The 26,511-nt window shown below is 67.9% G+C and carries 22 protein-coding genes; 4 read left to right on the forward strand and 18 right to left on the reverse strand.

The window, feature by feature from the left end:
- Positions 1-109: 109 nt before the first annotated feature.
- A complete protein-coding gene (locus Q0833_RS15715; RefSeq protein ID WP_298437120.1) occupies positions 110-1,375 on the reverse strand; it encodes a flagellin in 1,266 nt (421 codons plus the stop codon).
- A 269-nt stretch (positions 1,376-1,644) separates the two neighbouring features.
- Between Q0833_RS15715 and Q0833_RS15720 the strand changes: the two genes are divergently transcribed.
- Positions 1,645-3,702, forward strand: a complete 2,058-nt coding sequence (locus tag Q0833_RS15720; protein ID WP_298437123.1) for a hydantoinase/oxoprolinase family protein — start codon at positions 1,645-1,647, stop codon at positions 3,700-3,702.
- Complete coding sequence (locus tag Q0833_RS15725; protein ID WP_298437126.1) at positions 3,699-5,321, forward strand: hydantoinase B/oxoprolinase family protein; 1,623 nt, start codon at positions 3,699-3,701, stop codon at positions 5,319-5,321. The genes Q0833_RS15720 and Q0833_RS15725 overlap by 4 nt, the downstream gene beginning before the upstream one ends.
- Here the strand turns inward: Q0833_RS15725 and Q0833_RS15730 are convergent.
- Positions 5,318-5,782, reverse strand: a complete 465-nt coding sequence (locus Q0833_RS15730) for an Lrp/AsnC ligand binding domain-containing protein (protein ID WP_367274990.1) — start codon at positions 5,780-5,782, stop codon at positions 5,318-5,320. The genes Q0833_RS15725 and Q0833_RS15730 overlap by 4 nt on opposite strands.
- A gap of 138 nt (positions 5,783-5,920) precedes the next feature.
- Here Q0833_RS15730 and Q0833_RS15735 point away from each other — a divergent pair, with 138 nt between their 5' ends.
- A complete protein-coding gene (locus Q0833_RS15735) occupies positions 5,921-8,845 on the forward strand; it encodes an L-glutamate gamma-semialdehyde dehydrogenase (protein WP_298437132.1) in 2,925 nt (974 codons plus the stop codon).
- A 263-nt stretch (positions 8,846-9,108) separates the two neighbouring features.
- Here the strand turns inward: Q0833_RS15735 and Q0833_RS15740 are convergent, their stop codons facing one another.
- From Q0833_RS15740 to Q0833_RS15805, 14 genes are all read right to left on the reverse strand, one after another.
- The gene (locus Q0833_RS15740) at positions 9,109-9,795 is read right to left on the reverse strand and encodes an ABC transporter ATP-binding protein (protein ID WP_298437135.1); all 687 of its coding nucleotides are present in this window, start codon (positions 9,793-9,795) and stop codon (positions 9,109-9,111) included.
- Positions 9,792-10,532: an ABC transporter ATP-binding protein gene (locus Q0833_RS15745; protein WP_298437138.1), complete on the reverse strand. Its 741-nt coding sequence runs from the start codon at positions 10,530-10,532 to the stop codon at positions 9,792-9,794. The genes Q0833_RS15740 and Q0833_RS15745 overlap by 4 nt, the downstream gene beginning before the upstream one ends.
- Positions 10,525-11,502, reverse strand: coding sequence for a branched-chain amino acid ABC transporter permease (locus Q0833_RS15750; RefSeq protein ID WP_298437141.1), 978 nt, complete (start codon positions 11,500-11,502; stop codon positions 10,525-10,527). Before Q0833_RS15750 ends, Q0833_RS15745 begins: the two co-directional genes overlap by 8 nt.
- Positions 11,499-12,410, reverse strand: a complete 912-nt coding sequence (locus Q0833_RS15755) for a branched-chain amino acid ABC transporter permease (protein WP_298437144.1) — start codon at positions 12,408-12,410, stop codon at positions 11,499-11,501. The genes Q0833_RS15750 and Q0833_RS15755 overlap by 4 nt, the downstream gene beginning before the upstream one ends.
- Positions 12,407-13,021, reverse strand: coding sequence for a LysE family transporter (locus tag Q0833_RS15760; RefSeq protein ID WP_298437148.1), 615 nt, complete (start codon positions 13,019-13,021; stop codon positions 12,407-12,409). Before Q0833_RS15760 ends, Q0833_RS15755 begins: the two co-directional genes overlap by 4 nt.
- 52 nt (positions 13,022-13,073) lie before the next feature.
- Positions 13,074-14,207 (reverse strand): ABC transporter substrate-binding protein, encoded by a 1,134-nt coding sequence (locus Q0833_RS15765; protein ID WP_298437151.1) that lies wholly within the window; start codon positions 14,205-14,207, stop codon positions 13,074-13,076.
- A gap of 28 nt (positions 14,208-14,235) precedes the next feature.
- Positions 14,236-14,472, reverse strand: a complete 237-nt coding sequence (locus tag Q0833_RS15770) for an Lrp/AsnC ligand binding domain-containing protein (RefSeq protein ID WP_298437154.1) — start codon at positions 14,470-14,472, stop codon at positions 14,236-14,238.
- 58 nt (positions 14,473-14,530) lie between these two features.
- A complete protein-coding gene (locus tag Q0833_RS15775; RefSeq protein WP_298437157.1) occupies positions 14,531-15,934 on the reverse strand; it encodes a mannose-1-phosphate guanylyltransferase/mannose-6-phosphate isomerase in 1,404 nt (467 codons plus the stop codon).
- Positions 15,931-16,821 (reverse strand): SMP-30/gluconolactonase/LRE family protein, encoded by an 891-nt coding sequence (locus Q0833_RS15780; RefSeq protein ID WP_298437160.1) that lies wholly within the window; start codon positions 16,819-16,821, stop codon positions 15,931-15,933. The genes Q0833_RS15775 and Q0833_RS15780 overlap by 4 nt, the downstream gene beginning before the upstream one ends.
- A gap of 106 nt (positions 16,822-16,927) precedes the next feature.
- Positions 16,928-17,914, reverse strand: coding sequence for an ABC transporter ATP-binding protein (locus tag Q0833_RS15785; protein ID WP_298437163.1), 987 nt, complete (start codon positions 17,912-17,914; stop codon positions 16,928-16,930).
- Positions 17,911-18,894 (reverse strand): ABC transporter ATP-binding protein, encoded by a 984-nt coding sequence (locus tag Q0833_RS15790; RefSeq protein ID WP_298437167.1) that lies wholly within the window; start codon positions 18,892-18,894, stop codon positions 17,911-17,913. The genes Q0833_RS15785 and Q0833_RS15790 overlap by 4 nt, the downstream gene beginning before the upstream one ends.
- Complete coding sequence (locus tag Q0833_RS15795) at positions 18,891-19,880, reverse strand: ABC transporter permease (protein WP_298437170.1); 990 nt, start codon at positions 19,878-19,880, stop codon at positions 18,891-18,893. Before Q0833_RS15795 ends, Q0833_RS15790 begins: the two co-directional genes overlap by 4 nt.
- A complete protein-coding gene (locus Q0833_RS15800; protein WP_298437173.1) occupies positions 19,877-20,854 on the reverse strand; it encodes an ABC transporter permease in 978 nt (325 codons plus the stop codon). The genes Q0833_RS15795 and Q0833_RS15800 overlap by 4 nt, the downstream gene beginning before the upstream one ends.
- Positions 20,855-20,945: 91 nt before the next feature.
- The gene (locus Q0833_RS15805) at positions 20,946-22,496 is read right to left on the reverse strand and encodes an ABC transporter substrate-binding protein (protein ID WP_298437176.1); all 1,551 of its coding nucleotides are present in this window, start codon (positions 22,494-22,496) and stop codon (positions 20,946-20,948) included.
- Positions 22,497-22,593: 97 nt separating this feature from the next.
- Between Q0833_RS15805 and Q0833_RS15810 the strand changes: the two genes are divergently transcribed.
- Positions 22,594-23,787 carry a crosslink repair DNA glycosylase YcaQ family protein gene (locus Q0833_RS15810; protein WP_298437180.1) on the forward strand — a complete coding sequence of 398 codons (1,194 nt, stop codon included), beginning with the start codon at positions 22,594-22,596 and terminating at the stop codon, positions 23,785-23,787.
- Positions 23,788-23,923: 136 nt separating this feature from the next.
- Here Q0833_RS15810 and Q0833_RS15815 read toward each other — a convergent pair whose 3' ends face one another.
- Both Q0833_RS15815 and Q0833_RS15820 read right to left on the reverse strand, forming a co-directional pair.
- A complete protein-coding gene (locus Q0833_RS15815; RefSeq protein WP_298437183.1) occupies positions 23,924-24,757 on the reverse strand; it encodes a class I SAM-dependent methyltransferase in 834 nt (277 codons plus the stop codon).
- A gap of 171 nt (positions 24,758-24,928) precedes the next feature.
- The gene (locus tag Q0833_RS15820) at positions 24,929-26,503 is read right to left on the reverse strand and encodes an ABC transporter substrate-binding protein (protein ID WP_298437186.1); all 1,575 of its coding nucleotides are present in this window, start codon (positions 26,501-26,503) and stop codon (positions 24,929-24,931) included.
- Positions 26,504-26,511 lie beyond the last annotated feature (8 nt).

A 26,511-nucleotide genomic window follows, 5' to 3' on the forward strand; every position in this document is an offset into this window, starting at 1 on the left:
GTTGATCTCACTTTCTGCGAGGGCCGCGGAGCGGCGGCCATGCGACGCGAAGCGCCGGTCATCGGAGGAGTTCGCCGCCCCGAAGGATCGGGACGGCGACGGCCGTTCGTCAGCGGAAGAGCGACAGGATCGACTGCGGCGCCTGGTTGGCGATCGAGAGCGACTGGATCGCCAGCTGCTGCTGCACCTGCAGGGCCTGCAGGCGGGCCGAGGCCTCCTCCATGTTCGCATCCACCAGGCTGCCGATGCCGGATTTCAGCGAGTCGCTCAGCTTGCCGATGAAGTCCGACTGCGTCTCGATCCGCGACTGGACCGAACCGAAGGAGGCGGCGGCGTCGATCGAGGTCTGGATCATGCCTTCGATCTGGCTCAGCGCGGTGGCGGCACCGGATTCGGTGGAGACGTCCATCGTCTCGAGCTGGGCCAGACCACCGGTCCCCCGCTCCTGCGTGATCGTGACGCCGATGCCGGCGGCGCTGGTCTCGTTCGTGACGGTCAGGTTGGCCGCCGCGAGCGTCAGCGTGAAGTCGGTATCGTTGATACCTGCTTCAAGCAGACCGTTCTTCAGGCCCGCGAAGATTGCCGACTGATCGTCGCCCGCGCGAACGACATAGCTGCCCTCGACATCGCCGATCTTCAGCCGCATCACGTCGCCTTCGACGACACCGGCCAGGTTCGTGTCGACCACACCCGCATCGCTGCGCTTGAGCGCGACGGTTCCGTCGGCCGCACCCGCGGCGGTCAGGAACGCCGCGCCGAGCGTCACGACGACGTCGTCATCGGCGCCCCCGTTCTCGGTCAGAACGGTCGCATCCGCCGCCGCCGCGGTGAGCGCATCGCCCGCTGTCGTCGATAGGTTGTTGGCGTCCACGCCGATATTGGAGATCGCCACGCCGCTGGACGACCGGTCGAGCGACGACAGGATATCGACACCGGTATTGCCGTCGGCATTGAAGCCGTCGGTGTCGCCATTCACCAGGTTGAGGCCGTTGAACTGCGCGGCGCCGACGACAGACTTGATCTGGCCGATGATCGCCTGAACCTCCTGATCCAGCTTGCCGCGATCGACGTTCTCGCCCTGCGCGCCGACGATCTTGTCCTTCATCGACGTCAGGAGGTCGGTCACCGTCTCGGACGCGTTGCGGGCGACGGCGACAGTGGATTCGCCCAGCGCGAGGCTGGCCGACACGGCCTTGAAGCCCTGGACGTCGGATTCCATGACCTTCGAGATCGCCCAGACGGCGGCGTTGTCCTTGGCCGAAGCCACCGACTTGCCGGTCGAGATCTCGGCCTGTGTCATCGTCAGGTTCTTGTTGACGGATTGCAGGGTCTGGAGGGCGACCATCGCGCCGTTATTGGTCAGAATGCTGGACATTTCAGTTCCTTTGAGGTGCGCCCGCTTCGCGGGCAGAAGGCCCACGGGATGTGGGCGGATCGAACATTCTGTCCCTGGATGCGATCCGTCCGGACCGCGCCGTTTCGCCGTTCTGGGCCCGATCTTGCTAGCCGCCGCCCCGCTAACGGGCCCTTAATGAAACCGGGGCAATTCTGAGACCTTCGTCTCGCATTCGATCCAAATCGGGACGACTTGCGACGACCGTCACAGCGCTTGCACGCCTCCCGCGTCCGATGGACAAGCGGGGCATGAGCACGCGCACCCGCCTCAGCGCCGATATCGGCGGCACCTTCACCGATGTGGTGCTGGCGCATGGCGGCGCGCTGCATTCGACCAAGGTCCTGACGACCTACGACGCACCCGAGCGGGCCATCCTTGACGGGATGGAGACGGTCTGCGCGAAGGCCGGTATCGCGCCTGCGGCGATCGAGCAGGTTTTACATGGAACGACGCTGGCGACGAATGCCCTGATCGAGCGGCGGGGCGCAAATACCGTGCTCGTGACGACCGAGGGCTTTCGCGACGTGATCGAGATGCGGACCGAGAGCCGGTTCGAGCAATACGACCTGAACATCGTCCTGCCGGAACCGCTCCTGCCGCGCGACCGGCGGCTGACCGTCCGGGAGCGGATGGATGCTGATGGCGCCCCGCTGGTGGCGCTGAACGAGGCCGCCATCGCAGAGACATGCGCCGCCCTGCGCGATGCCGCCCCCTTCGACAGCGTCGCGATCGCCCTGATCCACGCCTATGCGAACCCCGCGCACGAACGGATGCTGCGCGATGCCATCGCGGACGCATTCCCCGAGGCCGCGATCTCGATCTCGTCCGAAGTCAGCCCGCAGATGCGCGAGTACGAGCGCTTCAATACGACTGTCGCCAACGCCTATATCAAGCCGCTCATGAAATCGTATCTCGACCGTCTGGGCGGGGCGATGGCGGCGCGGGGCGTGACCGCGCCGATCTTCATGATCCATTCCGGGGGCGGGCTGATGTCGCTGGGCGACGCGGCCGAGTTCCCGGTCCGGCTGGTCGAATCCGGGCCTGCCGGGGGCGCCGTGTTTGCCGCCGATCTGGCGCGGCGGCACGGGCTCGACCGGGTGCTCTCCTTCGACATGGGCGGCACGACGGCGAAGATCTGCCTCATCCGCGACGCCACGCCCAAGACGGCGCGGGTGTTCGAGGTCGCGCGCAGCGCGCGCTTTGCCAAGGGATCGGGTATGCCGATCTCGATCCCGGTGATCGACATGGTCGAGATCGGGGCGGGCGGCGGATCGCTCGCGTGGCGGGACGCGATGGGGCAGGTCCGGGTTGGCCCGGAAAGCGCCGGGTCCGAGCCGGGCCCGGCCTGCTACGGGCGCGGCGGGGACCGGCCAGCGGTCACGGATGCGGACCTCGTGCTGGGCAAGCTCGACCCCGAGAACTTCGCGGGCGGCGCCTTCGTTCTCGACACCGCAGCCAGCGTGGCCGCGCTCGAACGGCTGGAGATGACCGCCCTCGACGCGGCCCACGCCACCGCCGAGATCGTCGACGAGACCATGGCCAATGCCGCCCGCGTCCATGCGGTCGAAAATGGCGAGGTCCTGTCGGGCTACACGATGATCGCCTTCGGCGGCGCGGCGCCCCTCCACGCGGCGCGGCTGTGCGAGAAGCTGGGGATCGGCCGCTGTCTCGTGCCGGTCGGGGCGGGCGTCGGCTCGGCCATCGGGTTCCTGCACGCGCCGGTCTCGTTCGAGGCGACGCGCACGGTCTTCATGTCGCTCGACGCTTATGGCGAGGACACTGCCCGTCGCCTGATCGACCTTCTGGCCGAGGAAGCCGAGACCTTCGTGCGGACCTGCGCGCCCGAAGGGGCGCTGCGGCGATCGGTCAAGGTTCACATGCGTTATCGCGGGCAAGGCTGGGAGATCCCCGTCGACCTCGACGACGGCCTATCGGCCGCCACCGTCGCGGCCCGGTTCGAGGCGGCCTACGAGACGCTCTTCGGGCGGACCGTGTCCGGCATGACGCCCGAGATCACCGTCTGGTCCGTCACCGCGTTCCACCCCGCGCCGGCCTCGGACCCCGTCCAGGGCGTGGCCGATGCGGGACCGGCCAATGCTTCGGCCCATCGCGACCTGTTCGATCCGGCCAGCGGCACCACCGTCTCGGCCGGACTTCTGGCGCGGTCGGACGTCAGCCCCGGCATGTCCGCCGCCGGCCCCGTGCTCGTCACCGAGCGCGAGACCACCGTCGTCGTCCCGGCGAGCCGTCATCTCCGCGTCCTCGGCGATGGCACGCTGGACCTTCACGTCCCGGAGGCGCCATGACCGAGATCGCTCACCAGGTCATGTGGACACGCCTTATCTCCATCGTGGAGGAGCAGGCACAGGCCCTGATCCGCACCGCCTTCTCGACCTCCGTCCGCGAGGCGGGGGACCTGTCGGCGGGCGTCTACGACGCGGGCGGCCGGATGCTGGCGCAGGCGGTCACGGGCACGCCCGGCCACGTCAACGCGATGGCCGATGCGGTGCCGCATTTCATCGACGCGATCCCCGAGATGATCGAAGGCGACGTCTACCTGACCAACGATCCCTGGAAGGGCACTGGGCATCTCCACGACATCACCGTCGTCACACCCGTCTTTCACCACGGCACCCATGTCGGCTTCTTCGCCTGCACCGCCCACGTCACCGATATCGGCGGACGGGGCTTCGGGGCTGACGGCAACTCCGTCTTCGAGGAGGGGCTCTATCTTCCGATCTGCCACTTCGCCCGCGCCGGGGTGGTCGAGGAGACGCTGGTCCGCATCCTCGCCGCCAATTCGCGCGAACCCGAGCAGCTCGTGGGCGATGTCCACGCGCTGGCTACCTGCAACGAGATCGGACGCCGTCGCCTGACCGACATGCTGGACGAGTTCGACATATCGGATCTGTCGGGGGTGGCGGATTTCATCATCGACCGCTCCCGTACCGCGACCGAGGCCGCCATCTCAGCGTTGCCGGACGGATCGGCCCGCGCCGAGATGCGGATCGACGGGTTCACCGCGCCGGTCGACCTCGCGGTCGCCGTCACGATCGACGACGTCACGGTCGGCTGCGATTTCCACGGCACCAGCGGGCTCGACCCCAAGGGCATCAACGTGCCGCTGGTCTATACCAAGGCCTATGCCTGCTACGCGCTCAAGGTCGCGATCGCGCCGGACATTCCCAACAACACGGGCTCGCTGGCACCCTTCCGCACCACCGCACCCGAGGGCAGCATCGTCAACGCGCCGCCGCCCGCGCCGGTGGCCTTGCGGCACGTCATCGGTCACATGATCCCCGACGCGGTGTTCGGCGCCTTGGACCAGCTCCTGCCGGGCACCGTCCCAGCCGAAGGCGCGGGAGCGCTCTGCAACTTCATGATGTCCGTCGTGCCCACCGGCCCGAACGGGCGGCGGGCCGAGATCCTGTCATTCAACTCGGGCGGCGGCGGCGCGCGGCCGGGGCTCGATGGTCTGAACGCGACGGCCTTTCCATCCGGCGTCATGACCATGCCCGTCGAGGCGGTCGAGCAGGCCGGTCCCGTGATCTTCTGGCGCAAGGAGTTGCGGCCCGATTCCGGAGGTGCGGGCCGGATGCGCGGCGGGCTGGGACAGGTCATGGAGATCGAGGCGCGGCCCGGCCACCGCTTCGACCTCTCGGCGATGTTCGACCGGCTGCAGCATCCGGCGCGGGGGCGTGCGGGCGGCGGGGACGGCGCACCGACCGAGATCCTGACGCAGGACGGCACGGCGCTGGCCGGCAAGGGACGCCAGCCCTTGGCCGAAGGCACGCGCGTGACGCTCCGCTTTCCCGGCGGCGGCGGCTATGGCCCGCCCGCCGAGCGCGACCCCGAGGCCGTCGCGCGCGACATCCGGCTGGGCTACGTCACCTCCGACACGATGGCCGGCGACGACGACGGCTAGGCGACCACCGCCCCGCCCCGCTCGACCACGCTTTCCATCACCGGGTAGGTCCGCGTCTCGCGCACGCCAGGCAACGCCAGGAGCGCATCCGACAGGAACGCTCGATACGCGTCCATATCCGCGTGGCGCGTCTTGAGAAGATAGTCGAACCCGCCCGCGACCATGTGGCATTCCTCGACTGCCTCGACGTCCCGCACGGCGGCGGCGAATTCCTCGAAGATGTCGGCGCTCGTCCGGTCCAGCTTGATCTCGCAGAAAGCTGTCAGCCCAAGGCCCAGCGCGCGCGGCGACAGGATCGCGCGGTAGCCGGTAATCACGCCGTCCCGCTGCAACCGGCGCATCCGCTCGGCCACCGCATTGGCCGAAAGGCCGACCGCCTCCGAGAGCGCGGTGACCGCCATCCGACCATCCCGCTGCAAAGCCGCGATGATCCGGCGATCGGTTCGGTCGATCTGCGACATGGCTGCGAATTCCTCGGCATTCTCGTTCTGGACTGCGAATATCATCTCTCTCCGCGCTGCGCCAAGGCCCAGTTTGGTGAGACGCCCCGGTCCCGGCTCCGGTATATGCGGATCACACCGGAACCGGAGTCACGCCCCATGTCCCTTGCCTACGCCCCCGCCGACGAGACGCTGCTGCCCGGCCTTCTGCCCTTCGCGGATGTCCCGCCCGCAACCCGCAAGATGGCCGAGGGTCTGATCGCCAAGGTCCGCGGCGCGCAGACGCGGATCGGGGGCCTCGAGGACTTCCTGCGCGACTACGATCTCTCGACCCGCGAGGGTCTTGCGTTGATGGCGATGGCCGAGGCCCTACTCCGCGTGCCCGACAGCGAAACGCAGGACCGCCTGATCGCCGACAAGATCGGGGCGGGCGACTGGGACGGTCACGGCGCGTCCGAGGCGTGGCTCGTCTCGGCGGCGACCTGGGGCATGGGCCTGTCGAACCGGCTCCTGCGGCCCGGCGATACCGTGCCCGGCGTGCTGACCCAGATGACCCGGCGGATCGGTGGCCCGGCCGTCCGGCAGGGCGTCCGGCAGGCAATGCGCTTCATGGGCCACCAGTTCGTGCTGGGCGAGACCATCGAGGACGCCATCGACCGCGCCGCCAAGCGCGAGGCGAAGGGCGGGCTCTATTCGTACGACATGCTGGGCGAAGGCGCGCGGACCTGGGCCGACGCCCGCCGCTACGCCAAGTCCTATGCCGACGCGATCGACGTGATCGGGCGGCGCGCGGGCAACCACGCGTTGCCGAACCGTCCCGGCATCTCGGTCAAGCTCTCGGCCCTGCATCCGCATTACACGCCCCGTAACCGCGACGCCGTGCTGGCCGAACTCGTCCCCGTGCTGGTCGACCTCGCCGCAAAGGCGAAGTCCTTCGACCTCAACTTCACCGTCGATGCCGAGGAGCAGGACCGGCTGGAGCTGTCGCTCGATGTCATCGAAGCGGCCTTCGCCGACGACCGGCTGCGCGACTGGCAAGGCTTCGGCCTCGCCATTCAGGCCTACGGCAAGCGCGCGCTGCCGGTGATCGAACGGATCGGGGCGCTTGCGAAACGCCATGACCAGACGATGATGGTCCGGCTGGTCAAGGGCGCCTACTGGGACACCGAGGTCAAGCACGCCCAGGTCGAGGGGCATGACGACTACCCGGTTTTCACCCGCAAGGCGCTGACCGACCTCAACTACCTCGCCTGCGCACAGGCGATGCTGGATCTGCGCCCTCATCTTTACCCGCAATTCGCGACGCACAACGCGCTCAGCATCGCGCATGTCATCCGCATGGCGGGCGAGGCGCGCGGCTACGAGTTCCAGCGCCTGCACGGCATGGGCGAGGCGCTGCACGACGCGACCGCCTCCATCAGCGGTGTCCCGTGCCGGATCTACGCGCCCGTGGGCGGGCATCGCGACCTGCTCGCCTATCTCGTCCGCCGTCTCCTGGAGAACGGGGCCTCGACCTCCTTCGTGGCGCAGGCCGCCGACAAGGCGGTGCCAGTGGCCGAAGTGCTGGCGCAGCCGAGCGACCTGAAGACCCAGCCGCGTCATCCGAACATCCCGCGCCCCGCGGCGATCTTCGCACCGCGCGCCAACTCGATCGGGATCGAATGGGGCGACCGGGCGGCGCTCGACGTGCTGATGGCCGAGATGCACGCCGCACCCTCGGTGCCCGCGCCGAAGGCAATCACCGCCGACGCCGCCTTCGCCCGCGCCACCGCCGCCTTCCCCGCTTGGCGCGACACGCCCGCGGCCGACCGCAGCGCCGCACTCCGCCGCGCCGCCGACGCGCTCGAAGCGAACCGTGCGGGCCTGATGGCGACGCTGTCGCGCGAGGCGGGCAAGACGCTCGACGATGGCATCGCCGAGATCCGAGAGGCGGTCGACTTCCTGCGCTACTACGCCGACGAGGCCGAGGCGCTTTACCAACCCCGCATCCTGCCCGGCCCCACGGGCGAACGGAACGCGTGGTCCGTGCGCGGCCGCAGCGTGTTCCTGACGATCGCGCCCTGGAACTTCCCGCTGGCGATCTTCCTCGGTCAGACGGCCGCCGCGCTGGCCGCGGGCAATGCGGTCGTCGCCAAGCCCGCGCCCCAGACGCCCCGGATCGCGGCACAGGCCGTGCGCCTCCTCCACGAGGCCGGCATCCCCGAGGACGTGCTGATCCTCGCCCCCGGCGGCACCGATCTGGGCCGCGACCTCGTGGCCGACCCGCGCGTGGCCGGCGTGGCCTTCACCGGCTCGACTGCGACGGCCAAGGCGATCAACCGCGCGCTGGCCGAAAAGGACGGACCCATCGTCCCGCTGATCGCCGAGACGGGCGGCATCAACGCCATGATCGCCGACGCCACGGCGCTGCCCGAACAGGTGGCCGACGATGTGGTCATGTCGGCCTTCCGCTCGGCCGGGCAACGCTGCTCGGCCTGCCGGATTCTCTACCTGCAATCCGACGTGGCCGACCGGATGCTCGAGATGATCGAGGGGGCCGCCGCGACGCTGCGCGCGGGCGACCCGATGGACCCCGCGACCGATATCGGGCCGGTCATCGACGCCGACGCGCTGGCCCGCCTCGAGGCGCATGTCGCGGGCCACGCGCCGCGCTGGCAGGGCGACGTGCCGGACGGCCTCTACATGCAGCCGACAATCATCGAGCTGGGCATGGGCGAGACCCTCGACCGCGAGGTCTTCGGTCCTGTCCTGCACGTCAAGCGCTACGCGGCGGGCAAGCTCGACGCCGTGTTGGACGAGATCGACGCGACGGGCTACGGCCTGACCTTTGGGCTGCATTCGCGGATTGACGCGACCATCGCCCGGGTCACCGCCCGGATCGGCGCGGGCAATGTCTACGTCAACCGCAACCAGATCGGGGCCATCGTCGGCAGCCAGCCCTTCGGCGGACGCGGTATGTCGGGGACGGGACCGAAGGCGGGCGGGCCGCTCTACCTGCAGCGCTTCGTCGAGGAGCGGGTGGTGTCCACCGACACGACCGCCGCCGGCGGCAACGCATCGCTGATGGCGATGGAGGAGCAGTGAGGCGGCCGTCATACGGGCTCGGCTTGCGCGATACGACCGCGATGCGGTCCGCGCATCGCCGGGCCGCCCCCCGGCCCGGCGATCCCGTCGACGTCTTCACCCCGCTCGGGCGTCGTCCTGACCTCGCGACCATAAAGCGCCCCGCTCGGATCCAGCATCGCCGCGCCGCGGCCCGCCGATGCGCTGCTGTCTGCTCCTGGTGATCGCGTGACTTGGCGATCCATGCCGCACATCTCGACACAGATCGCGATGGCGAGCCCATGTCACACCCCCAGCAACCGATCAGCCGTCGCCGCGTCCAGCGCGTCCAGCCCGCCCGTCCAGACGTCGCGCCCGCGTTCGAGCACGACGGCGCGGTCGGCCACCTCGCGGAGTTCGACCAGCGACTTGTCGACGATCAGGATGGCGAGGCCCGTCTCGGATTTCAGCCGCCGGATCGCCGCCCGAATCTCGGTGCGCACGAGCGGGGCCAGCCCCTCGGTCGCTTCGTCGAGGATCAGGAGGCGCGGGTTCGTCGCCAGCGCGCGCCCGATCGCCAGCATCTGCTGCTCGCCCCCCGAAAGCGTGCCCGCGACCTGTCCCATCCGGTCGCCCAGCCGTGGAAACAGACCGCGGATCGCTGCGACATCCCACGGGCCGGGCCGGGCCGCCGCGGCGAGGTTCTCGGCCACGGTCAGCGGCGCGAAGCAACGCCGTCCCTCGGGCACGAGGCCGATGCCCAGCCGGGCCGCGCGGTGCGATGGCAAGGTCGCGAGGTCGGTGCCGTCGAACACCATCGTTCCACCGGAGGGCATCATCCGACAGATCGCCCGGATCGTCGTCGTCTTGCCCATCCCGTTGCGGCCCATCAGCGCCACGACCTCGCCCGCGCCCACCTCGAGCGTCACGCCCGAAAGCGCTTGCGCCCCGCCATAGCCGGCGGTCAGGTCGCGGACGGACAGAAGGGTCATGCGTCGGCCCCGAGATAGGCATCGCGCACGGCCCGGTCGGCGCGCACCTCCGCGACGGTCCCGGTGGCGATCACGGCGCCCTCGACCATGACGGACACCCGGTCGGCCAGCGCGAAGACCGCATCCATGTCGTGCTCCACCAGCAGGATCGGCGCCTCGGCCCGGAGCCCGTCCAGAAGCCCTGTCAGCCGCCGCGTCCCCTCGCCGCCGAGACCCGCCATCGGTTCGTCCATGACGAAGGCGCGCGGGCCTTGGGCGAGCGCCATCGCGACCTCGAGTTGCCGCCGCTGGCCATGCGAGATGTCCGACACGCGGGCGTCGGGGCGGTCGAGACCCGCGCGTGCCAAGGCCGCCTCGGCCCTGTCACGGAGGACCGCGTCTCCGCGCACTGCCCGCCAGAGCGCCGGCCTTGTGCCGCGCATCGCGGCGAGGAGGACGTTATCGCGCACACTGTCCTCGCCCGCGAGTGCCGAGACCTGGAACGTCCGCGCGATCCCGGCGCGGGCGCGCGCCTCGATCGACCACGCGGTCACGTCCGCGCCGTCCAGACGCACCGTCCCGGCATCCGGCGCGATCTGGCCGCAGAGCTGCGCGATGAGGGTGGACTTGCCCGCGCCGTTCGGGCCGATCACGGCGTGGATCTCACCGGGGCGCAGGTCGAGCGACACATCCCGGCTGGCCACCAGCGCACCGAACCGCTTGGTCAGGCCGCGGGCCTCGAGCACCGGCTCAGCCATGGGACCGCCCGGTCAGGCCGCCGATGATGCCGCCCCGGGCGAAAAGGACAACGGCCAGCAGGAGCAGGCCGAGGAAGACCTGCCAGTAGTCGGAGACGCCGCCCAGCCAGTGCTCCAGCGCCACGAAGAGCGCGGCCCCCGCCACCGGCCCGCAGAGCCGTGCGACGCCGCCGAGAATGACCAGCACGATCAGCTCGCCCGACATCTGCCACGCGAACATCGTCGGCGACACAAAGCGGTTGAGATCGGCGAAGAGCGCGCCCGCGAGGCCGGTGATCGCCCCGGAGATCACGAAGGCCGTCAGCCTGAGGCGCATCGGGTCGAGCCCGGCCGCGCGCACCCGCGCCTCGGATTGCCGCGCGGCGCCCAGCGCGAGGCCGAAGCCCGATGCGGTCAGCCGCGCGACGACCCAAAGCGCAAGGAGGAGCACCGCGAGGCAGAGGCCGAAGAACTGGATCGGGTCGAGCGTGTTCAGCCCCGGGAACCCGTTCCGGACATAGATCGAGAGGCCGTCCTCGCCTCCATATGCCGGCCAGGAGATCGCGAAATAGTAGAACATCTGCCCGAAGGCCAAGGTGATCATGATGAAATACACGCCCGAGGTCCGGAGCGTGACGAGGCCGATCAGCCAGGCGGCGAGGGCCGAGACCGACATGGCCACCAGCCAGATGACGGGCATCGAAGTGCTGCCCTCGAAGAGCACGGGCCAGGTCAGGATCGGATCGTAACTCTGGGCGTGGCTGGCAAGGATCCCCATCGCGTAGCCGCCGATCCCGAAGAACACCGCGTGCCCGAGGCTGACCAGCCCGCCGAGGCCCAGCGCGAGGTTCAGCCCAACCGCCGCGAGCGCCAGGATCGCGACCCGCGTGGCCAGCGTCACGGTGAAGATCTCGCCCGTGACCCAGGCGATCCCGGCGATCGCCGCCAGCCCGCCGAGGAGGACCGCGTTCAGCACCCGCTCCGGTATCATCCGAAAAGACCCCGTGGTCGCCAGAAGAGCACCGCCGCCATCAGCGCGTAGACCGCCATCGACGCGACGGCCGACCCCGCCGAGGCCGCCGCCGATCCATCCATCACGAGGCGGAACGCGGCGGGGAGGAGCACGCCTCCCAGCGTGTCGGTCAGCCCCACCAGGAGCGCGCCGACCAACGCCCCCTCGATCGAGCCGATGCCTCCGATAACGATCACCACGAAGGCGAGGATCAGCACCGGCTCGCCCATGCCGACCTGCACCGACTGGATCGCGCCCACCAGCGCCCCCGCCAAGCCCGCGAGCGCCGCGCCCAGCGCGAAGACCAGCGTGTAGAGCTTGCCGATATCGACGCCGAGGGCGGCGATCATCTCGCGGTCGGCCTCACCCGCGCGGATGCGTATGCCCAGCCGTGTTCGCCGGATCAGCCAGAAGAGCGCGCCCGCCACCCCGAGGCCCACGGCAATCAGGAAGAGGCGGTAGCGCGGGTAGTCGATCCCGCCCGGCAGGCGGATCGGTCCCGACAGCCATGCGGGCGTATCGAGATAGAGCGGGAAGGACCCGAAGGCCCAGCGCGTGCCCTCCGAGGAGATCAGGATCAGCGCGAAGGTCGCCAGCACCTGGTCGAGATGATCGCGGTCGTAGAGCCTGCGGATGACCACGAGCTCCACGATCGCCCCCGCCGCCGCGGCCGCCGCGAGCGCCGCCGCCAGCCCCAGCAGGAACGACCCCGTGGCACCCGCGACCAATGCGGCCGCGAAGGCCCCCACCATGTAGAGCGACCCATGCGCGAGATTGATGAGGCCCATCACCCCGAAGACCAGCGTCAGGCCCGCCGCCATCAGGAACAGCATGACGCCCAGTTGCAGGCCGTTGAGGACCTGCTCGACCAGAAGGATCGCGCTCATGACAGGCGGGCGGTCAGAAGCCGGAGGCCGAAGCCCGCGAACGCGAGCGCCGAAAGGGCCGCGATGCCGCGATGGGCCCGCCGGTAGGCTGCCATCGGCCCTGCGCGCGAGAAAAGCAGCGCGTAGCCGAGAAAGACCGCCGCGCTCTGGGCGCCGACGGCGGCGACGACGATGCCCAATCCTACGGGCGATTGCCCGGGCGTCAGGATCACCGCGTAGAGCGCACCGAAGAAGAAGATTGCCTTGGGGTTCGTAAGATGCAGCAACAGGCCCTTGCGGAACGACCCCCGCGCGGTCGCCGCGACCGGTGGCGGCCCGCCGCGCCATGCGGCACGCGCGGATCTGAAGGCCAGCCAGAAGAGATAGCCCGCCCCGGCGATGCGGATCGCCTCGACCGTCCAGCCGTGGCGCAGCATCAGCGCGGCGAGGCCCGCGGCCGCCGCGACCGACCAGATCAGCGAACCCGTGAGGACGCCCGCCGCCAGCCGCAGCCCTGCGCGCGCGCCCTGTCCCATCGAGGTGGCCGCGATGGCCAAGGTCGCGGGACCGGGTGAGGCCGACGCGATCAGTGCAACGCCGAGGATCATCGGCAGGCTCGTCAAGATATCCACCAATGCCCCCTCGGGCCGCTGGACGGGGCCCCAGCCCCGCCCGGTCGCATCGTCAGAACTGGCACTCGGTCGCGTAGACGTCGCCGTGATCCTCGAGGGCCACGCCGATGATGCGGTTGGTCAGCACGTCGCCCTCGCGCACCACCTCGCGGACATAGATGTCCTGGATCGGATGGTGGTTCGAGTTAAAGGCGAAATCGCCGCGCGTGCTGTCGAAATCGGCCATCTCAAGCGCCGCGCGGAACGCGTCGGGATCGTCGATGCTAGCCACATCCATCGCCGAGATCAGGAGCTTGCCCGTGTCATAGCCCTGGCTGGCATAGAGCGACGGCAGGCGTCCGTACTCGGCCTGGAACGCCTCGACGAAGGCGACGTTCGCGGCATTGTCGAGATCCTTGGACCATTGCGAGGTGTTCGCCACGCCCAGTGCCGCGTCGCCTACCGCCTGCAGGATGCCTTGGTCGAAGCTGAACGCGGGGCCGACGACCGGCAGGTCGATGCCGCTATCGGCATATTGCTTGAGAAAGCTGATCCCCATGCCGCCCGGCAGGAAGAAGAACACCGAATCCGCGCCCGACGCCCGGATCTGCGCCAGTTCGGACGCGTAATCCGCCTGTCCCAGCTCGGTGAAGAGCTCGCCCGCAAGCTCGCCCTCGTAGAAGCGCTTGAACCCGGTCAGCGCGTCCTGTCCCGCGGGATAGTTGGGCGCGAGGATGAATGTGTTGGCGTAGCCCGCGGAATTCGCATGCGCGCCCGCCGCTTCGTGCAGGTTGTCGTTCTGCCACGCGACGTTGAAGTAGTTCTCGTGGCAGCCCCGCCCGGCGAGCGCCGACGGCCCGGCATTGGGCGACAGGTAGAACTTGCCCTGCGCCACCGCGCCCGGCACCACCGCCATCGCAAGGTTCGACCAGATGATCCCGGTCAGCACGTCGACCTCCTCGGACTGGATCATCTTGTCCGAGAGTTGCACCGCGATGTCCGGCTTGCGCTGGTCGTCCTCGATCACGACCTCGATTTCCTTGCGGTCCTTGACGGCCAGCATGAACCCGTCGCGGACGTCGATCCCGAGACCCGCGCCGCCGCCCGACAGCGTGGTAATCATGCCGACCTTCACCGTGTTGTGCCCTTCTGCGATCGCGCCGCTCGCGATCAGTGCCGCGAGTGCCGCGGTCAGTATCGTCTTCATGGTCCCTGTCCCCTGTCGTGTCGTCCGGTCAGAACGTGTTGAATGTGATCGTCGTGAAGGTCCGCTCGATTCCGTCGATATCCAGCAGGTTGTCGTTGATGAACCGCCCCGTATCCTCTCCCTCAGGGATGTAGAGCTTCATCAACAGGTCGAACTCGCCGCTGGTGGAGTAGAGCTCCGAGTGAATCTCCTTGAGAACGATCGCGTCGGCCACGGCATAGGTGGCGCCCGGTCGGCACCGGATCTGGACGAAGACGCAATTCATGGACGACCCTCCCTGTCGGTAGCGATGACACCACCTCGGGCGCGCGATGGAAAGCGTTTCATGTCCGGGCGTATTTGTCTTCGTAGCGGATGATGTCGTCCTCGCCGAGATAGCTGCCGGTCTGGACCTCGATCAGGACCATGTCGACCTTGCCCGGGTTCTCCAGCCGATGCACCGCGCCGAGCGGGATGTAGACCGACTGGTTCTCGCCCAGGAGCCGCACGTCCTCGTCGACGGTGACCCGCGCCGTACCCTCGACGACGATCCAGTGCTCGGACCGGTGGTGATGGCTCTGGAGGCTGAGGGAGGCGCCGGGTTTCACGACGATGCGCTTCACCTGGAAGCGGTCCCCCTGCACGAGGCTCTCGTACCAGCCCCAAGGCCGGTAATCGACGGGATGCTGCGCTGCCTGCGGCAGGCCCTCGGCCTTCAGCGCATCGACCGCGAGTTTGACGTCCTGCGCGCGTCCCCGGTCGGCGATGAGCACTGCGTCGCCCATCGACACCGCGACGATATTCGTCAGGCCCACGCCCACCAGAACCTGGCCCTTGCGTTCGGCCCGCAGAAGGCTGCCTTCGCAATCGATCGCAGTGACCGCGCCATGGGTCACCATGTCATCGCCATCGGCCCGCCAGATCGCCTGCCAGTCGCCCAGATCGGACCACGCGCCGTCGAACGGCACGACCGAGAGCGCGTCGGACTTCTCCATCACGGCGTGGTCGATCGAGATGTCACGCGCCCGCGCCCAGGCCGCCGGATCGAGGCGCAGAAACCCAAGATCCACCTCGGCCCCGGCCACGGCGTCGGCCACGGGGTCGGACAGGTCGGCGCAATGCGCGTCGAAGGCGGCGATCATCGTATCGGCCCGGAAGAGGAAGATGCCCGCGTTCCACAGATACGTTCCCGCCGCCAGCATCTCGACGGCGCGTTCGGCGTCCGGCTTCTCGACGAAGCCCAACAGCGTCTGCGCCCCCGACGCCCCCGTCCCATCGAGCTCGAGATACCCGTAGCCCGTCTCGGGCCGGTCGGGGCGAATGCCGAAGGTGACGATGCGCCCGGCGCGCGCCGCGTCCAGCCCCTCGGCCACGGCGGCCCGGAACGCGGCGGCATCGGGGATCGCGTGATCCGACGGCAGGACCAGCATCACGGCCGCGGGATCGTCCCGCGCCAGAAGCCGGGCGGCGGCGAGGATCGCGGGGGCGGTGTTGCGCGGCGCGGGCTCGATCACGATGGCCTGTGGCGTGGTGTCGATCTCGTCGAGCTGCTCCTTGACCACGAAGCGGTAATCGTCGGCGGTCACGACGAGCGGTGCGGCATAGCCCTCGGAGGCGACCCGCTGCACCGAGGACTGGAACAGGGTCTCGCCGCCCAGAAGATCGGCGAACTGCTTCGGCCGCGACTTGCGCGACAGTGGCCAGAGCCGCGTGCCCGAGCCGCCGCAGAGGATGACGGGATGTATCATGGCCATTGCACCCCGCGACGGTTCAGCGCGATGGAATAGAGGCTGGTCGTACCTGTGATGTAGAGAACGTGCTTGGACCGGCCGCCGAAGCAGACGTTCGACACGGTCTCGGGCACGAGGATCTTGCCCATCAGGTCGCCGCCGGGCGACAGGCACCAGACGCCGTCCCCGGCCGAGGACCAGATATTGCCGTCCTCATCCAGCCGCAGCCCATCGGTGAAGCCCACGTCCACCTCGAAGAAATCCCGCCCCGCCAGGATGCCGGGCCCCGTGTCGTAGACGCGCAGGTGTCTGCGGTCGTCAGTGAAGATGCGGCCCGTATCGGCAACGTAGAGCAGGCTTTCGTCGGGCGAGAACGCGAGGCCATTGGGGCATTGCAGGTCATCGACCTTCACTTCGATCCCGCCCTGGGGATCGACGCGGTAGACGCGGCAGGGCATCTCTTGTTCGGCGCGGGCGCCCTCGTAATCCATGGCGATGCCGTAATGCGGATCGCTGAACCAGATCGCGCCGTCCGAGGCCACGATCACGTCGTTGGGCGAGTTGAGCCGGTGACCCTCGAACCCGTCTGCGATCACGGTGATCGTGCCGTCATGTTCGGTGCGCGTGACGCGGCGCGCGCCATGCTCGCAACTGATCAGCCGCCCCTGCCGGTCGCGGGTATGGCCGTTCGCGAAGTTCGACGGCGCCCGAAAGGTGCTGATCCCCGTCTCGGGCGACCAGCGCAGGATGCGATTGTCAGGGATGTCACTGAAGAGAAGGCAATCGGCATCACCGAACCAGACCGGCCCTTCCGTCCACGAAAATCCCGTGGCCAGCCGTTTGAGCGGCGCGTTGCCCAGGACGAAGCTGTCGAAGCGGCGGTCGTGGCTTGTCGCCCAGTCCATGGCGGTGTCCTCCTGTCGCGGTCGTCGGCGCATCTTGCAGGGGGCGGGAGCGAGGGGCCAGCCCCTCGCGCTCCCCGAGGTATTTGGGGCCAGAGGAAAAGGGGTATCAGGCCGCGGTTTCGAGCCGGACTTGACCCGCGTGGTGACAGGCGACTCGGCCGTCACCGAAGGGCTGGAGCCGGGGCCGCTCGGCCGAGCAGATTTCGGTGGCGAGCGGACAGCGGGGGTGGAAGGCGCAGCCCTTGGGCGGGTCGATCGGATCGGGGATCTCGCCTTCGGGCGGCGTCACCTCGCGGCCGAAGGCGTCGAGCTTCGGCGCCGCGTCGATCAGCATCGCGGTGTAGGGATGCGCCGGACGGGTGAAGAGATCGCCGGGCGCGGCCTCCTCGACCAGCCGCCCGAGATAGAGCACCCCGATCGTGTCGGCCATGTGCCGCACGACGGTCAGGTCGTGGCTGATGAAGAGGTAGGTCAGGCCGTGCTCGTCCTTGAGGTCGGACATGAGATTCAGGACCTGGGCCTGCACCGAGACGTCCAGCGCCGAGGTCGGCTCGTCGCAGACGATCAGCTTCGGCTCGGAGGCGAGCGCGCGGGCGACGCAGATCCGCTGCCGCTGGCCGCCCGAGAACTGGTGCGGGTACTTTCCCGCATCCTCGGCGGCGAGCCCGACCTGCTCCAGAAGCCGCTCGGCCAGCCCGGCCACGTCGCCGCCACGCGAGGCGACCGGCTCGGCGATGATGTCGCGTACCCGCCAGCGCGGGTTCAGCGATGCGAACGGGTCCTGGAAGATCATCTGGATGTCGGTCCGGATGCGGTCGATGACCTCCGGATCGCGCTCGGCGAAGAGGTCGATGCCCTCGATCTCGACATTGCCCTCTGTCGGTCGCAGGAGGCCCACGACCATCTTGCCGATCGTCGATTTGCCCGACCCGCTCTCACCCACCAGCGCGTAGGTCGTGCGTTCGGGGATGTCGAAGTCGACATCGGACACCGCAGTCAGCATCCGCTTCGGCAGCCGTTCGATCAGGCGGTTCAGCCACGGCTTCGAGACGTCGAACACGCGGGTCAGGGCGCGCACCTTCACGAGGCTCATGCCGCATCCTCCGCCGCGTCGATCGGGAACCAGCAGGCGGCGCGCCCGTCGGCCTCGCCCACCTTCGGGCGCGGATCGTGGCGACAGCGATCCTGCGCGCGCGGGCAGCGGGGCGAGAACGCGCAGCCATCGGGCAGCGCGTTCAGCCGCGGCATCGCGCCGGGGATCTGCCGCAGCCGCGCCTGCCCGGCGCTGGCGGCGGGCGTCGAGGCCATCAGGCCGTCGGTATAGGGATGCCGCGGCTGGCCGATGATCTGGCTGACGGGGCCGATCTCGGCTAGCCGCCCGGCATACATCACTGCGACGCGGTCGGCCGTCTCGGCGATGACGCCCATATCGTGCGTCACCAGCATCGCGGCCATGCCCCGCTCGCGGCAGAGACGCTTGAGGAGCGCGGTGATCTGCGCCTGGACCGAGACGTCGAGCGCGGTCGTCGGCTCGTCCGCGACGAGAAGCGTCGGCTCGGCGCAGAGGGCGAGCGCGATGACGACCCGCTGGCGCATCCCGCCCGAGAACTCGTGCGGGTAGGCGCCCATCCGGTCCTTGGCGGCCGGGATGCCGACCTCGTCGAGGCCGCGCACCGCGCGGGCCAGCGCTTCGGACGCACTCATGTCGAGATGCCGCAGGATGGTCTCGGTCAACTGCTCGCCCACGGTCAGGAGCGGATTGAGCGAGGTCAGCGGGTCCTGGAACACCATCCCGATCCGCTTGCCCCGGATGCGCCGCATCTCCGGCAGCGTGAGGTTGTCGATCCGTTTGCCCTCCAGCAGGACCTGCCCGCCCGAGATATGCGCCGGCGGGTCCAGCAGGCCGATCACCGCGTTGCCGGTCATCGACTTGCCGGCCCCGGATTCGCCCACCACGCCCAGGATTTCGCCCGCGTCGATCGTCCAGGAGACATCGTCGACCGGGCGCAGCGTGCCATGACGCGTGGGAATATCTACGGTCAGCCCGTCGAGGGTCAGGACGGGGGTAGTCATCGCAGCCTCGGGTTCAGCGCGTCGCGCAGCCAGTCGCCCAGAAGGTTCACCGAGAGCGCCAGTGCCAGAAGGGTGACGGCGGGGAAGAAGAGGATCCACCACTCGCCGGAGAAGAGGAAGTCCTGGCCGATGCGGATCAAGGTGCCCAGGCTGGGCTGCGTCGGCGGCGCGCCCACGCCGAGAAAGCTGAGCGTGGCTTCCGCGATGATGGCCAGCGCCAGCGAGATCGTCGCGATCACGAGGACCGGCGACAGGACGTTGGGCAGGATGTGGCGGAACATGATCGCACCGGGCTTGCGGCCGATCAGACGCGCGGCCTGCACGTATTCCTTGTTCTTCTCGACCAGCGTGGCACCGCGCACAACGCGGGCGAACTGCACCCAGTCCGACAGGCCGATGGCGATGATCAGCACCCAGATCGCCATCTGGTCGCGATGCTCGATCGGGATCAGGCCGCGCGCGATCCCGAAGATCAGGAGGGCGACGAGGATCGAGGGAAAGGTCAGCTGCACGTCGGCCACGCGCATGATGACGCTGTCGACCCAGCCGCCGACATAGCCTGCCAGAAGGCCGAGCGCGATCCCGAGGACCATCGCGAAGAGCACCGCCATCGCGCCCACGAAGAGCGAGATGCGCATCCCGTAGAGGATGGTCGAGAACACGTCCCGGCCCTGGTCGTCGGTCCCGAGCCAGAAGCTCTCGCCGGTGAAGGCATTGTCGGTGCCGGGCGGCGTGAAGCCGTTCATCAGGTTGAGCGAGGCGGGATCGAACGGGTTCGTCGTCGCGATCAGCGGCGCGAAGATCGCGGAGAGCACGAGGAGCAGCGTCACCAACGCGGCGACCATCGCCACCGGCGAGCGTCCGAAGGAATAGGCGATGTCGCTGTCGCGGATACTCTTCCAGCGGGAGGGGCGAACCTGCTCGGCGGCCTCCAGTCGGCCCTCGGGCTTGGGGCCTTGCCGGGTGGCGTCGGTGACGTCGCTCATGCGTGCCTCCCGTCGATGCGGAGGCGCGGATCGACCCAAACGTATAGGATGTCGACCAGAAGGTTGATCATCACGAACATCACCGAGATCAGCATCAGGTAGGCGGCCATCACGGGGATGTCGACGAACTGCACCGCGTTGATGAAGAGAAGGCCGACGCCGGGCCATTGGAACACCGTCTCGGTGATGATGGCGAAGGCGATGATCGCGCCCAGTTGCAGGCCGGTTACCGTAATGACCGGCACCAGCGTGTTCTTGAGCGCATGGCGGAAATTGACGGACCGGGCCGAGAGTCCGCGGGCGCGCGCGAAACGGATGTAGTCCTGTCGCAGCACCTCGAGCATCTCGGATCGGACCAGCCGCATGATAAGCGTCATCTGGTAGAGCCCCAGCGTGATCGACGGCAGGATCAGCGATTTGAGACCGCTTTCCGTCAACAGGCCGGTCGTCCACCAGCCGAGATCGACCACCTCGCCGCGGCCGAAGGTGGGCAGCCACCTGAGCTGTACGCCGAAGATGTAGATCAGAAGGATGCCGATCAGGAAGGTCGGCAGCGAAACCCCGATCAGCGAGGTCGACATGACGATGTTCGCCCCCCACCCGTCGCGGCGGATTGCCGTGAAGACGCCCAGCGCGATCCCCAGCCCGATGGCGAGGATGCCCGAGACGGCGGCCAGCTCGAGCGTGGCGGGCGCGCGTTCGGCGATGATCTCGGCCACGGGGCGGGCCTGCCGGTAGCTGATGCCGAAATCGCCCTGCAGCGCGCGACCGAGGAAGCTCGCGTATTGCACGAGGAACGGGTCGTTGAGGCCCAGTGCCTCGCGCAGCCGCTCCACGTCCTGCACCGTCCGCTCCTGTCCCAGCAGGCTCTCAATCGGGTCGCCGACGAAGCGGAACATGGAGAACGCGACCAGACCCACGGCCAGAAGGACGATGAAGGACTGGATCACGCGGCGGATAATGTAGGCGAGCATGCAACCGGTGTCGCGCTCGGGCGGCGGGCGGTCAAGGCCGCATGAACGTCAACCCGGATGGAGCGGGGGCCGCGCGGGCCCCCGCCCGACGTCATTCCGCGACGGTGATCCAGCGCAGGTTCACGAAGTTGTCGGGCCGTTGCACGACGTCGACGCCATCCGCGACGCCCCAGATCAGGGGCTGGACGTAGAGCGGCACATAAGCCGCCTCGTCGAGCTGGATCCGCGCCACCTCGTCGAGCATCGCCTGACGCGCGGTGTCGTCGATCTCGGACTGGATCATCGGCAGAAGCTCGTCGATGCGGGCGTTCGAGAAGCCGCCGAAGTTCCACGACCCGAGCCGGGCCTCCTCGTTCGGGGTCGCCAGAAGGAAGCGGATCGGATGCTCGGCGTCGAAGGTGCCGGGCGACCAGCCGAGGAGATACATGTCGTGATCCTCCTCGCGCAGCGTGTTCCAGTAATTGGCGACCGGCATCGTCTCGAAGAGCGGCGAGAGGCCGACCTGCGCCAGCATCGCGTTGATCGCGGTGCAGACCGCCTCGTCGTTGAGGTAGCGGTCGTTGGTGCATTTCAGCGAGAAGGTGAAGCCGTCGGGATAGCCCGCCTCGGCCAACAGGGCGCGGGCGCGCTCGGGGTCGTATTCGGGCCGCTCCAGCCCCTCGGTATAGCCGCGCATCCCGGCGCCCATGAGCTGGGCCACCGGCTCGGCCGAGCCGCGCATCACGGTCTGAAGGATCGCGGGCACGTTGATCGCGTGCGCCACGGCCTGCCGGACGCGGACATCGGTGAAAGGATTGCCCTCGCCGCCCGCGATCAGGGCGTCGGCGTCGTGCGGAAAGCCCAGCATGATGACGCGCGCCTCGATGCCCCGGATCACCTCGACGCCCTCCGCGCTCTCGACGCGCGCCGCGTCCTGCACCGGAACCGGCTCGATCAGGTCGAGCTCGCCCGAGAGCAGTGCCGCCACCGCGGTGGCCGAGTTCTGCACCGGCTGGAACGTCGCGCGGGTGACGTTGCCGCGATCGTCGTCCCACCAGCCATCATAGGCCTCGAGAACCGTCCGCAGGCCCGGCTGGCGATCGGCGACCATGTAGGGGCCGGTGCCGTTCGTCGCCGTGGTGGCGAAGTTGCCCTGCTCGATATTGGGGCGCTCGGCGCCGTTCTCGGCGGCCCATCCGCTGTCGAGCATCATCCAGTTGGCGATGCTGTCGGGAAAGATCGGGTTCGGCGCGGCGGTCATGATCTCGACCGCGAAGTCGCCGTCGGCGCGCACCTCGGTGACGCCTGCGAACCAGCTCGACGTGTCGGATTGCTCGGACGACGCCCGCTCGTAGCTGAAGATGACGTCCTCGGCGGTGAAGTCTTGCCCGCCATGGAAGGTGACGCCCTCGCGCAGGGTGAACCGCCAGCCTTCGCCGTCGCCGATCGGCTCCCACGCGGTGGCGAGCGCAGGTTCGATCGACATGTCGCGGCCGCGCCGGACGAGGCCCTCGTAGACATTGCCCAGAAGGCTGAAGACGGGGGCGGAATTGCCCGCATTGGGGTCGAGCGTGTTGGGATCGGTGGTCGAAGCGTAGCGCAGCTCGGCGGCACCGGCAGGCAGGGCCGCGGCCAAAAGCGCGGCGGTCAGGATCGGTTTCATCTGGGGTCCCCCGTGGATCATATCACCGGAAGGTGGCACAACCTCCGGTGGCGTCAAATCACTTCCCCTCGCGCGACGGGTTTGCGATGCGTCGGGGATGGCCGCCCTGCCCCGCATCGACAACCGAACCGCGCGCGCGATCTTCCTCGACCGGCACGGGCTGGCCGAGACGCCGTCGGGTCCGGGCCGCGGCGCAGATCTGCAATCGGTGATCTCGGATCTCGGCTTCGTACAGCTCGACAGCGTGCAGACGGTCGCTCGCGCGCATCACATGATCCTGCACGCCCGCCGCCCCGCCTACCGGCCGCGCAACCTGCATGTGCTGCATGACCGCGACCGCGCCGTGTTCGAGCACTGGACCCACGATGCCAGCATGATCGACATGGCCCATTTCCCGCATTGGCGGCTGAAATTCGCCCGCTACGAGGCGCGATTGGCGGAGCAATGGGCCGCGCGCGGACGGGACGCGGCAGCGAAGATCGACGACGTCCTGCGACATATTCGCGACGAGGGGCCGTGCTGCTCCGCCGATCTCGCCCCCGAGGAGCCGCGCGCCGCGGGCGGGTGGTGGAACTGGCATCCCTCGAAGGTCGCGCTGGAATATCTCTGGCGGACTGGGGCGCTCTCGGTGACGCGGCGGGACGCGTTCCGCAAGGTCTACGACCTGACCGAGAACGTGATCCCGGCCGAGCGGCTGGCCATGCGACACGACACCGAGGCGACGATCGACTGGGCCTGCGGCGCGGCGCTCGACCGGCTGGGCTTCGCTACGCATGGCGAACTCGCGGCGTTCTGGGACCTGATCTCGCCCGCGGAGGCGAAGGACTGGGTGGCGGCCGCGCGGGCGCGGGGCGAGGTGGCGGAGGCCGAGATCGAATGCGTCGACGGGCGTTGGCGGAAGAGCATCTTGCGACCCGCCCTGCTCGGCGCACCGGTCCCCGAGGTGACGAGCCGCCTCCGCATCCTGTCGCCCTTCGATCCCGCGCTGAGGGACCGCAAGCGCGCCGAGCGCCTGTTCGGCTTCTCCTACCGGATCGAGATCTTCGTGCCCGAGGCGCAGCGCACCTACGGCTACTACGTCTTTCCTATCCTCGAGGGCGACCGCCTCGTCGGGCGCATCGACGCCAAGGTCGACCGGGACGCCGACCGACTCCAGGTCCGCGCGGTCTGGCCCGAGCCGGGCATCCGCTTCGGCACGGGCCGAACCGCGCGGCTCGAAGCGGCGCTGGACCGGACCGCGCGGCTGGTTGGCATACCCGAGGTCAGCTTCGAGGCGGGGTGGCTGCGGTGAGGGCGGCGCGGCAAAGGTCGGCTTCGAGCCCAATCTGACCGATGCTGCAAGCTACCTGGATGTCCGCTGTTCTGTGCATCGATGTTAATCCGACCGCCTTCATCACACCGATAGAGCCACGCTATAGCGTAAAGTTCTATGCGCCTTTAACCGCAATCATTTCGATAGGTGAGATGCGCCCTGCAGCCAAATTTGCTACCATATTTGGGATTTTTTCTGCGGTTGTCTGCTGCATGAGAACATGTAAACCCAAAGGGGGTGGTCCTCCAGCGGCACTGCTTGCGGCCTTCATTTTCTTGAAGAAATCCATTGCAAAGTCGTGGCGATTAATTTCCTCAGCGACGACAAATCCGTTATTTTCAAGTATCATTCGATAGTCTTTGGGCTCTGCAACCCAGCTTGTTTCAGAGGTTGTTGCCCAAGGAACAGGGTAAACAAGCTCTTCTTCATTGTCTTTCATGATATCGTAGATACCAAACTTTGCACCGGATTTCAGAACACGGGACACCTCAGAAATCAGCATATGCTTGTCTTCGATGTTCATACCGACATGCATCATGAATGCGCCGTCGAAACTTGCATCCTCAAAAGGAAGTGAAAGTGCACTACCTTGCTGGAGTTTTACGCTATCCAACAAGCCGACCCAATCGCAAAGTTGCTGCCCAACCTCAACGTATTCAGATGTCAGATCAATCCCAGTAATCTTTGCTCCGTAAGTCTTCGCAGCGAAACGCGCTGAACCTCCCAAACCGCAGCCGATATCGAGTATGCTTTGGGACGGCGATATATTTAACTGGTCCAGAAAATGAATGCTCGCGGCCCGCCCACCAATGTGAAATTCATCTACTGGGCCAAGATCCTCAACACTGGCATTTTCAGGTTTAATGCCCTGTTTTTCAAGGCCAGCCTGAATCGCGGTTAGCAGGTTTCCATGGCGATAGTGTGTGGAAATTTTCTTATCGTTATTCATGACAATCAACTTTTTCCAATTTGTGAATTTTGACCCTACCACGTTTCACTGAATCGCCTAAGCGGCCATTGGCACAGCCGCAGCGAAGGTCGGAAAAGTCCGCACACCAGACAGCCGCGCATAAGAAAAAAAGGGGCCCCGGAGGGCCCCTTCGATACTCAGGTCGACTGATCAGTTCACGCTGAAATGCTTGAACTTCGGATCGTCCTCCGGCGAGACCTCGGTGCCGACCGCGTCGGTCATGCCCCAGTTCAGCACCTGGTGGTGGATCGGCAGGTACAGCGTCTCGTCCTGGATCGTGGACCAGATCTCGGCGACGGTGGCGTTGCGCGCATCGAGATCGGTCTCGGAGGCCAGCGACACGATCTTCGCGTCGAGCTCGGGATTGGAGAAGCCCGTCGCATTCCACGACCCGCGCTCACCGTCCTTCGTGTGGGCGAGGAAGTTGAAGATGTACTCCGAATCGTAGGTCGGAACGCCCCAGCCCAGCATGTAGAAGTCGGTCGTGCCGTTCTGGATCAACGGGAAGTGCTGCGCCTTAGACTGGGCGTTCAGGTTCACCGTGATGCCGATCTGGCCCAGCATGCCGACGGCCGCCTGGCAGATCGCCTCGTCGTTGACGTAGCGGTCGTTCGGGCAGTCGAGCTGGATCGAGAAGCCGTCGCCGTAGCCGGCTTCGGTCATCAGCGCCTTGGCCGCGTCCATGTCACCCTCGGGCAGAGCGTCGAGCGCCTCGGTCCAGCCGTTGACGAAGGGCGGCATGATGACGCCCGTCGGCTCGGACTGGCCGCGCATCACGACCTGCTGGATTGCGCCGCGGTTGATCGCCATGTTCATGGCCTGGCGGACGCGGACATCGGCCAGCGGGTTCGCCCCGTCGACGCTGTCGTTCTCGAGATCCTCGGCCCCGGAATTCATCCCGAAGAAGATCGTCCGGTTCTGCGGCGTGGTCTTCACGGTCAGGTTGTCGGTGCCCGACACCCGCTCGAGATCCTGCACCGGCACGTCCTGGATGAAGTCCACCTCGCCCGAGAGGAGGGCTGCGACGCGGGTCGCGGCGTTCTGGATCGGCGTGTACTCGATCCGGTCGTAGCCCATCGGGAACTCGCCCGCGCCCCAGTACTCCGGGTTGGCTTCCATCACGGTCAGGACATCCGGCTCACGCGAGACAAGGGTGTAGGGCCCCGTGCCGTTGAGGTTCGTCGCGGCATAGGTCGTCTCGCCGCTGGCGATGTCCTGCACTGCGGTGACGCCATTCGCCTCGGTCCAGTCCTTGTCCATCATGAACAGGTTGGTGAAGTTGTTCGGCAGGATCGGGTTCGGCCCGTCGGTCACGAACTCGACCGTGTGGTCGTCGACGGCGCGGACTTCGACGATGGAGGTCAGAAGCTCCTTCATCGCGCTCGTTTCGGTCTTGGCGCGCTCGAAGCTGAAGACGACATCTTCGGCCGTGAAATCGGCGCCGTCATGGAATTTGACGCCCTGGCGCAGGTTGAAGACCCAGACGTTCGGGTCGCCCTCTTTCGGGGCCCAGTCGGTGGCGAGCGCGGGCTCGAACGCGCCGGTCTGGTCGCGGATGATGAGCGGCTCGTACATCTGGTGCGCGAGCGTGTGGGTCGGTCCCTCGTTCTGGGCGTGGGGGTCGAGCGTCAGGCTGTCGCCGGCGCGCGCCCAGCGCAGCGTCTCGGCATTGGCGGCGCCGGCCAGCATGGCAAGCGTAAGGATCGCAGTCGTGGTGCGAAGCATCGTGGTCT

This window comes from uncultured Jannaschia sp. (assembly GCF_947503795.1).
Taxonomy (GTDB): Bacteria; Pseudomonadota; Alphaproteobacteria; order Rhodobacterales; family Rhodobacteraceae; genus Jannaschia.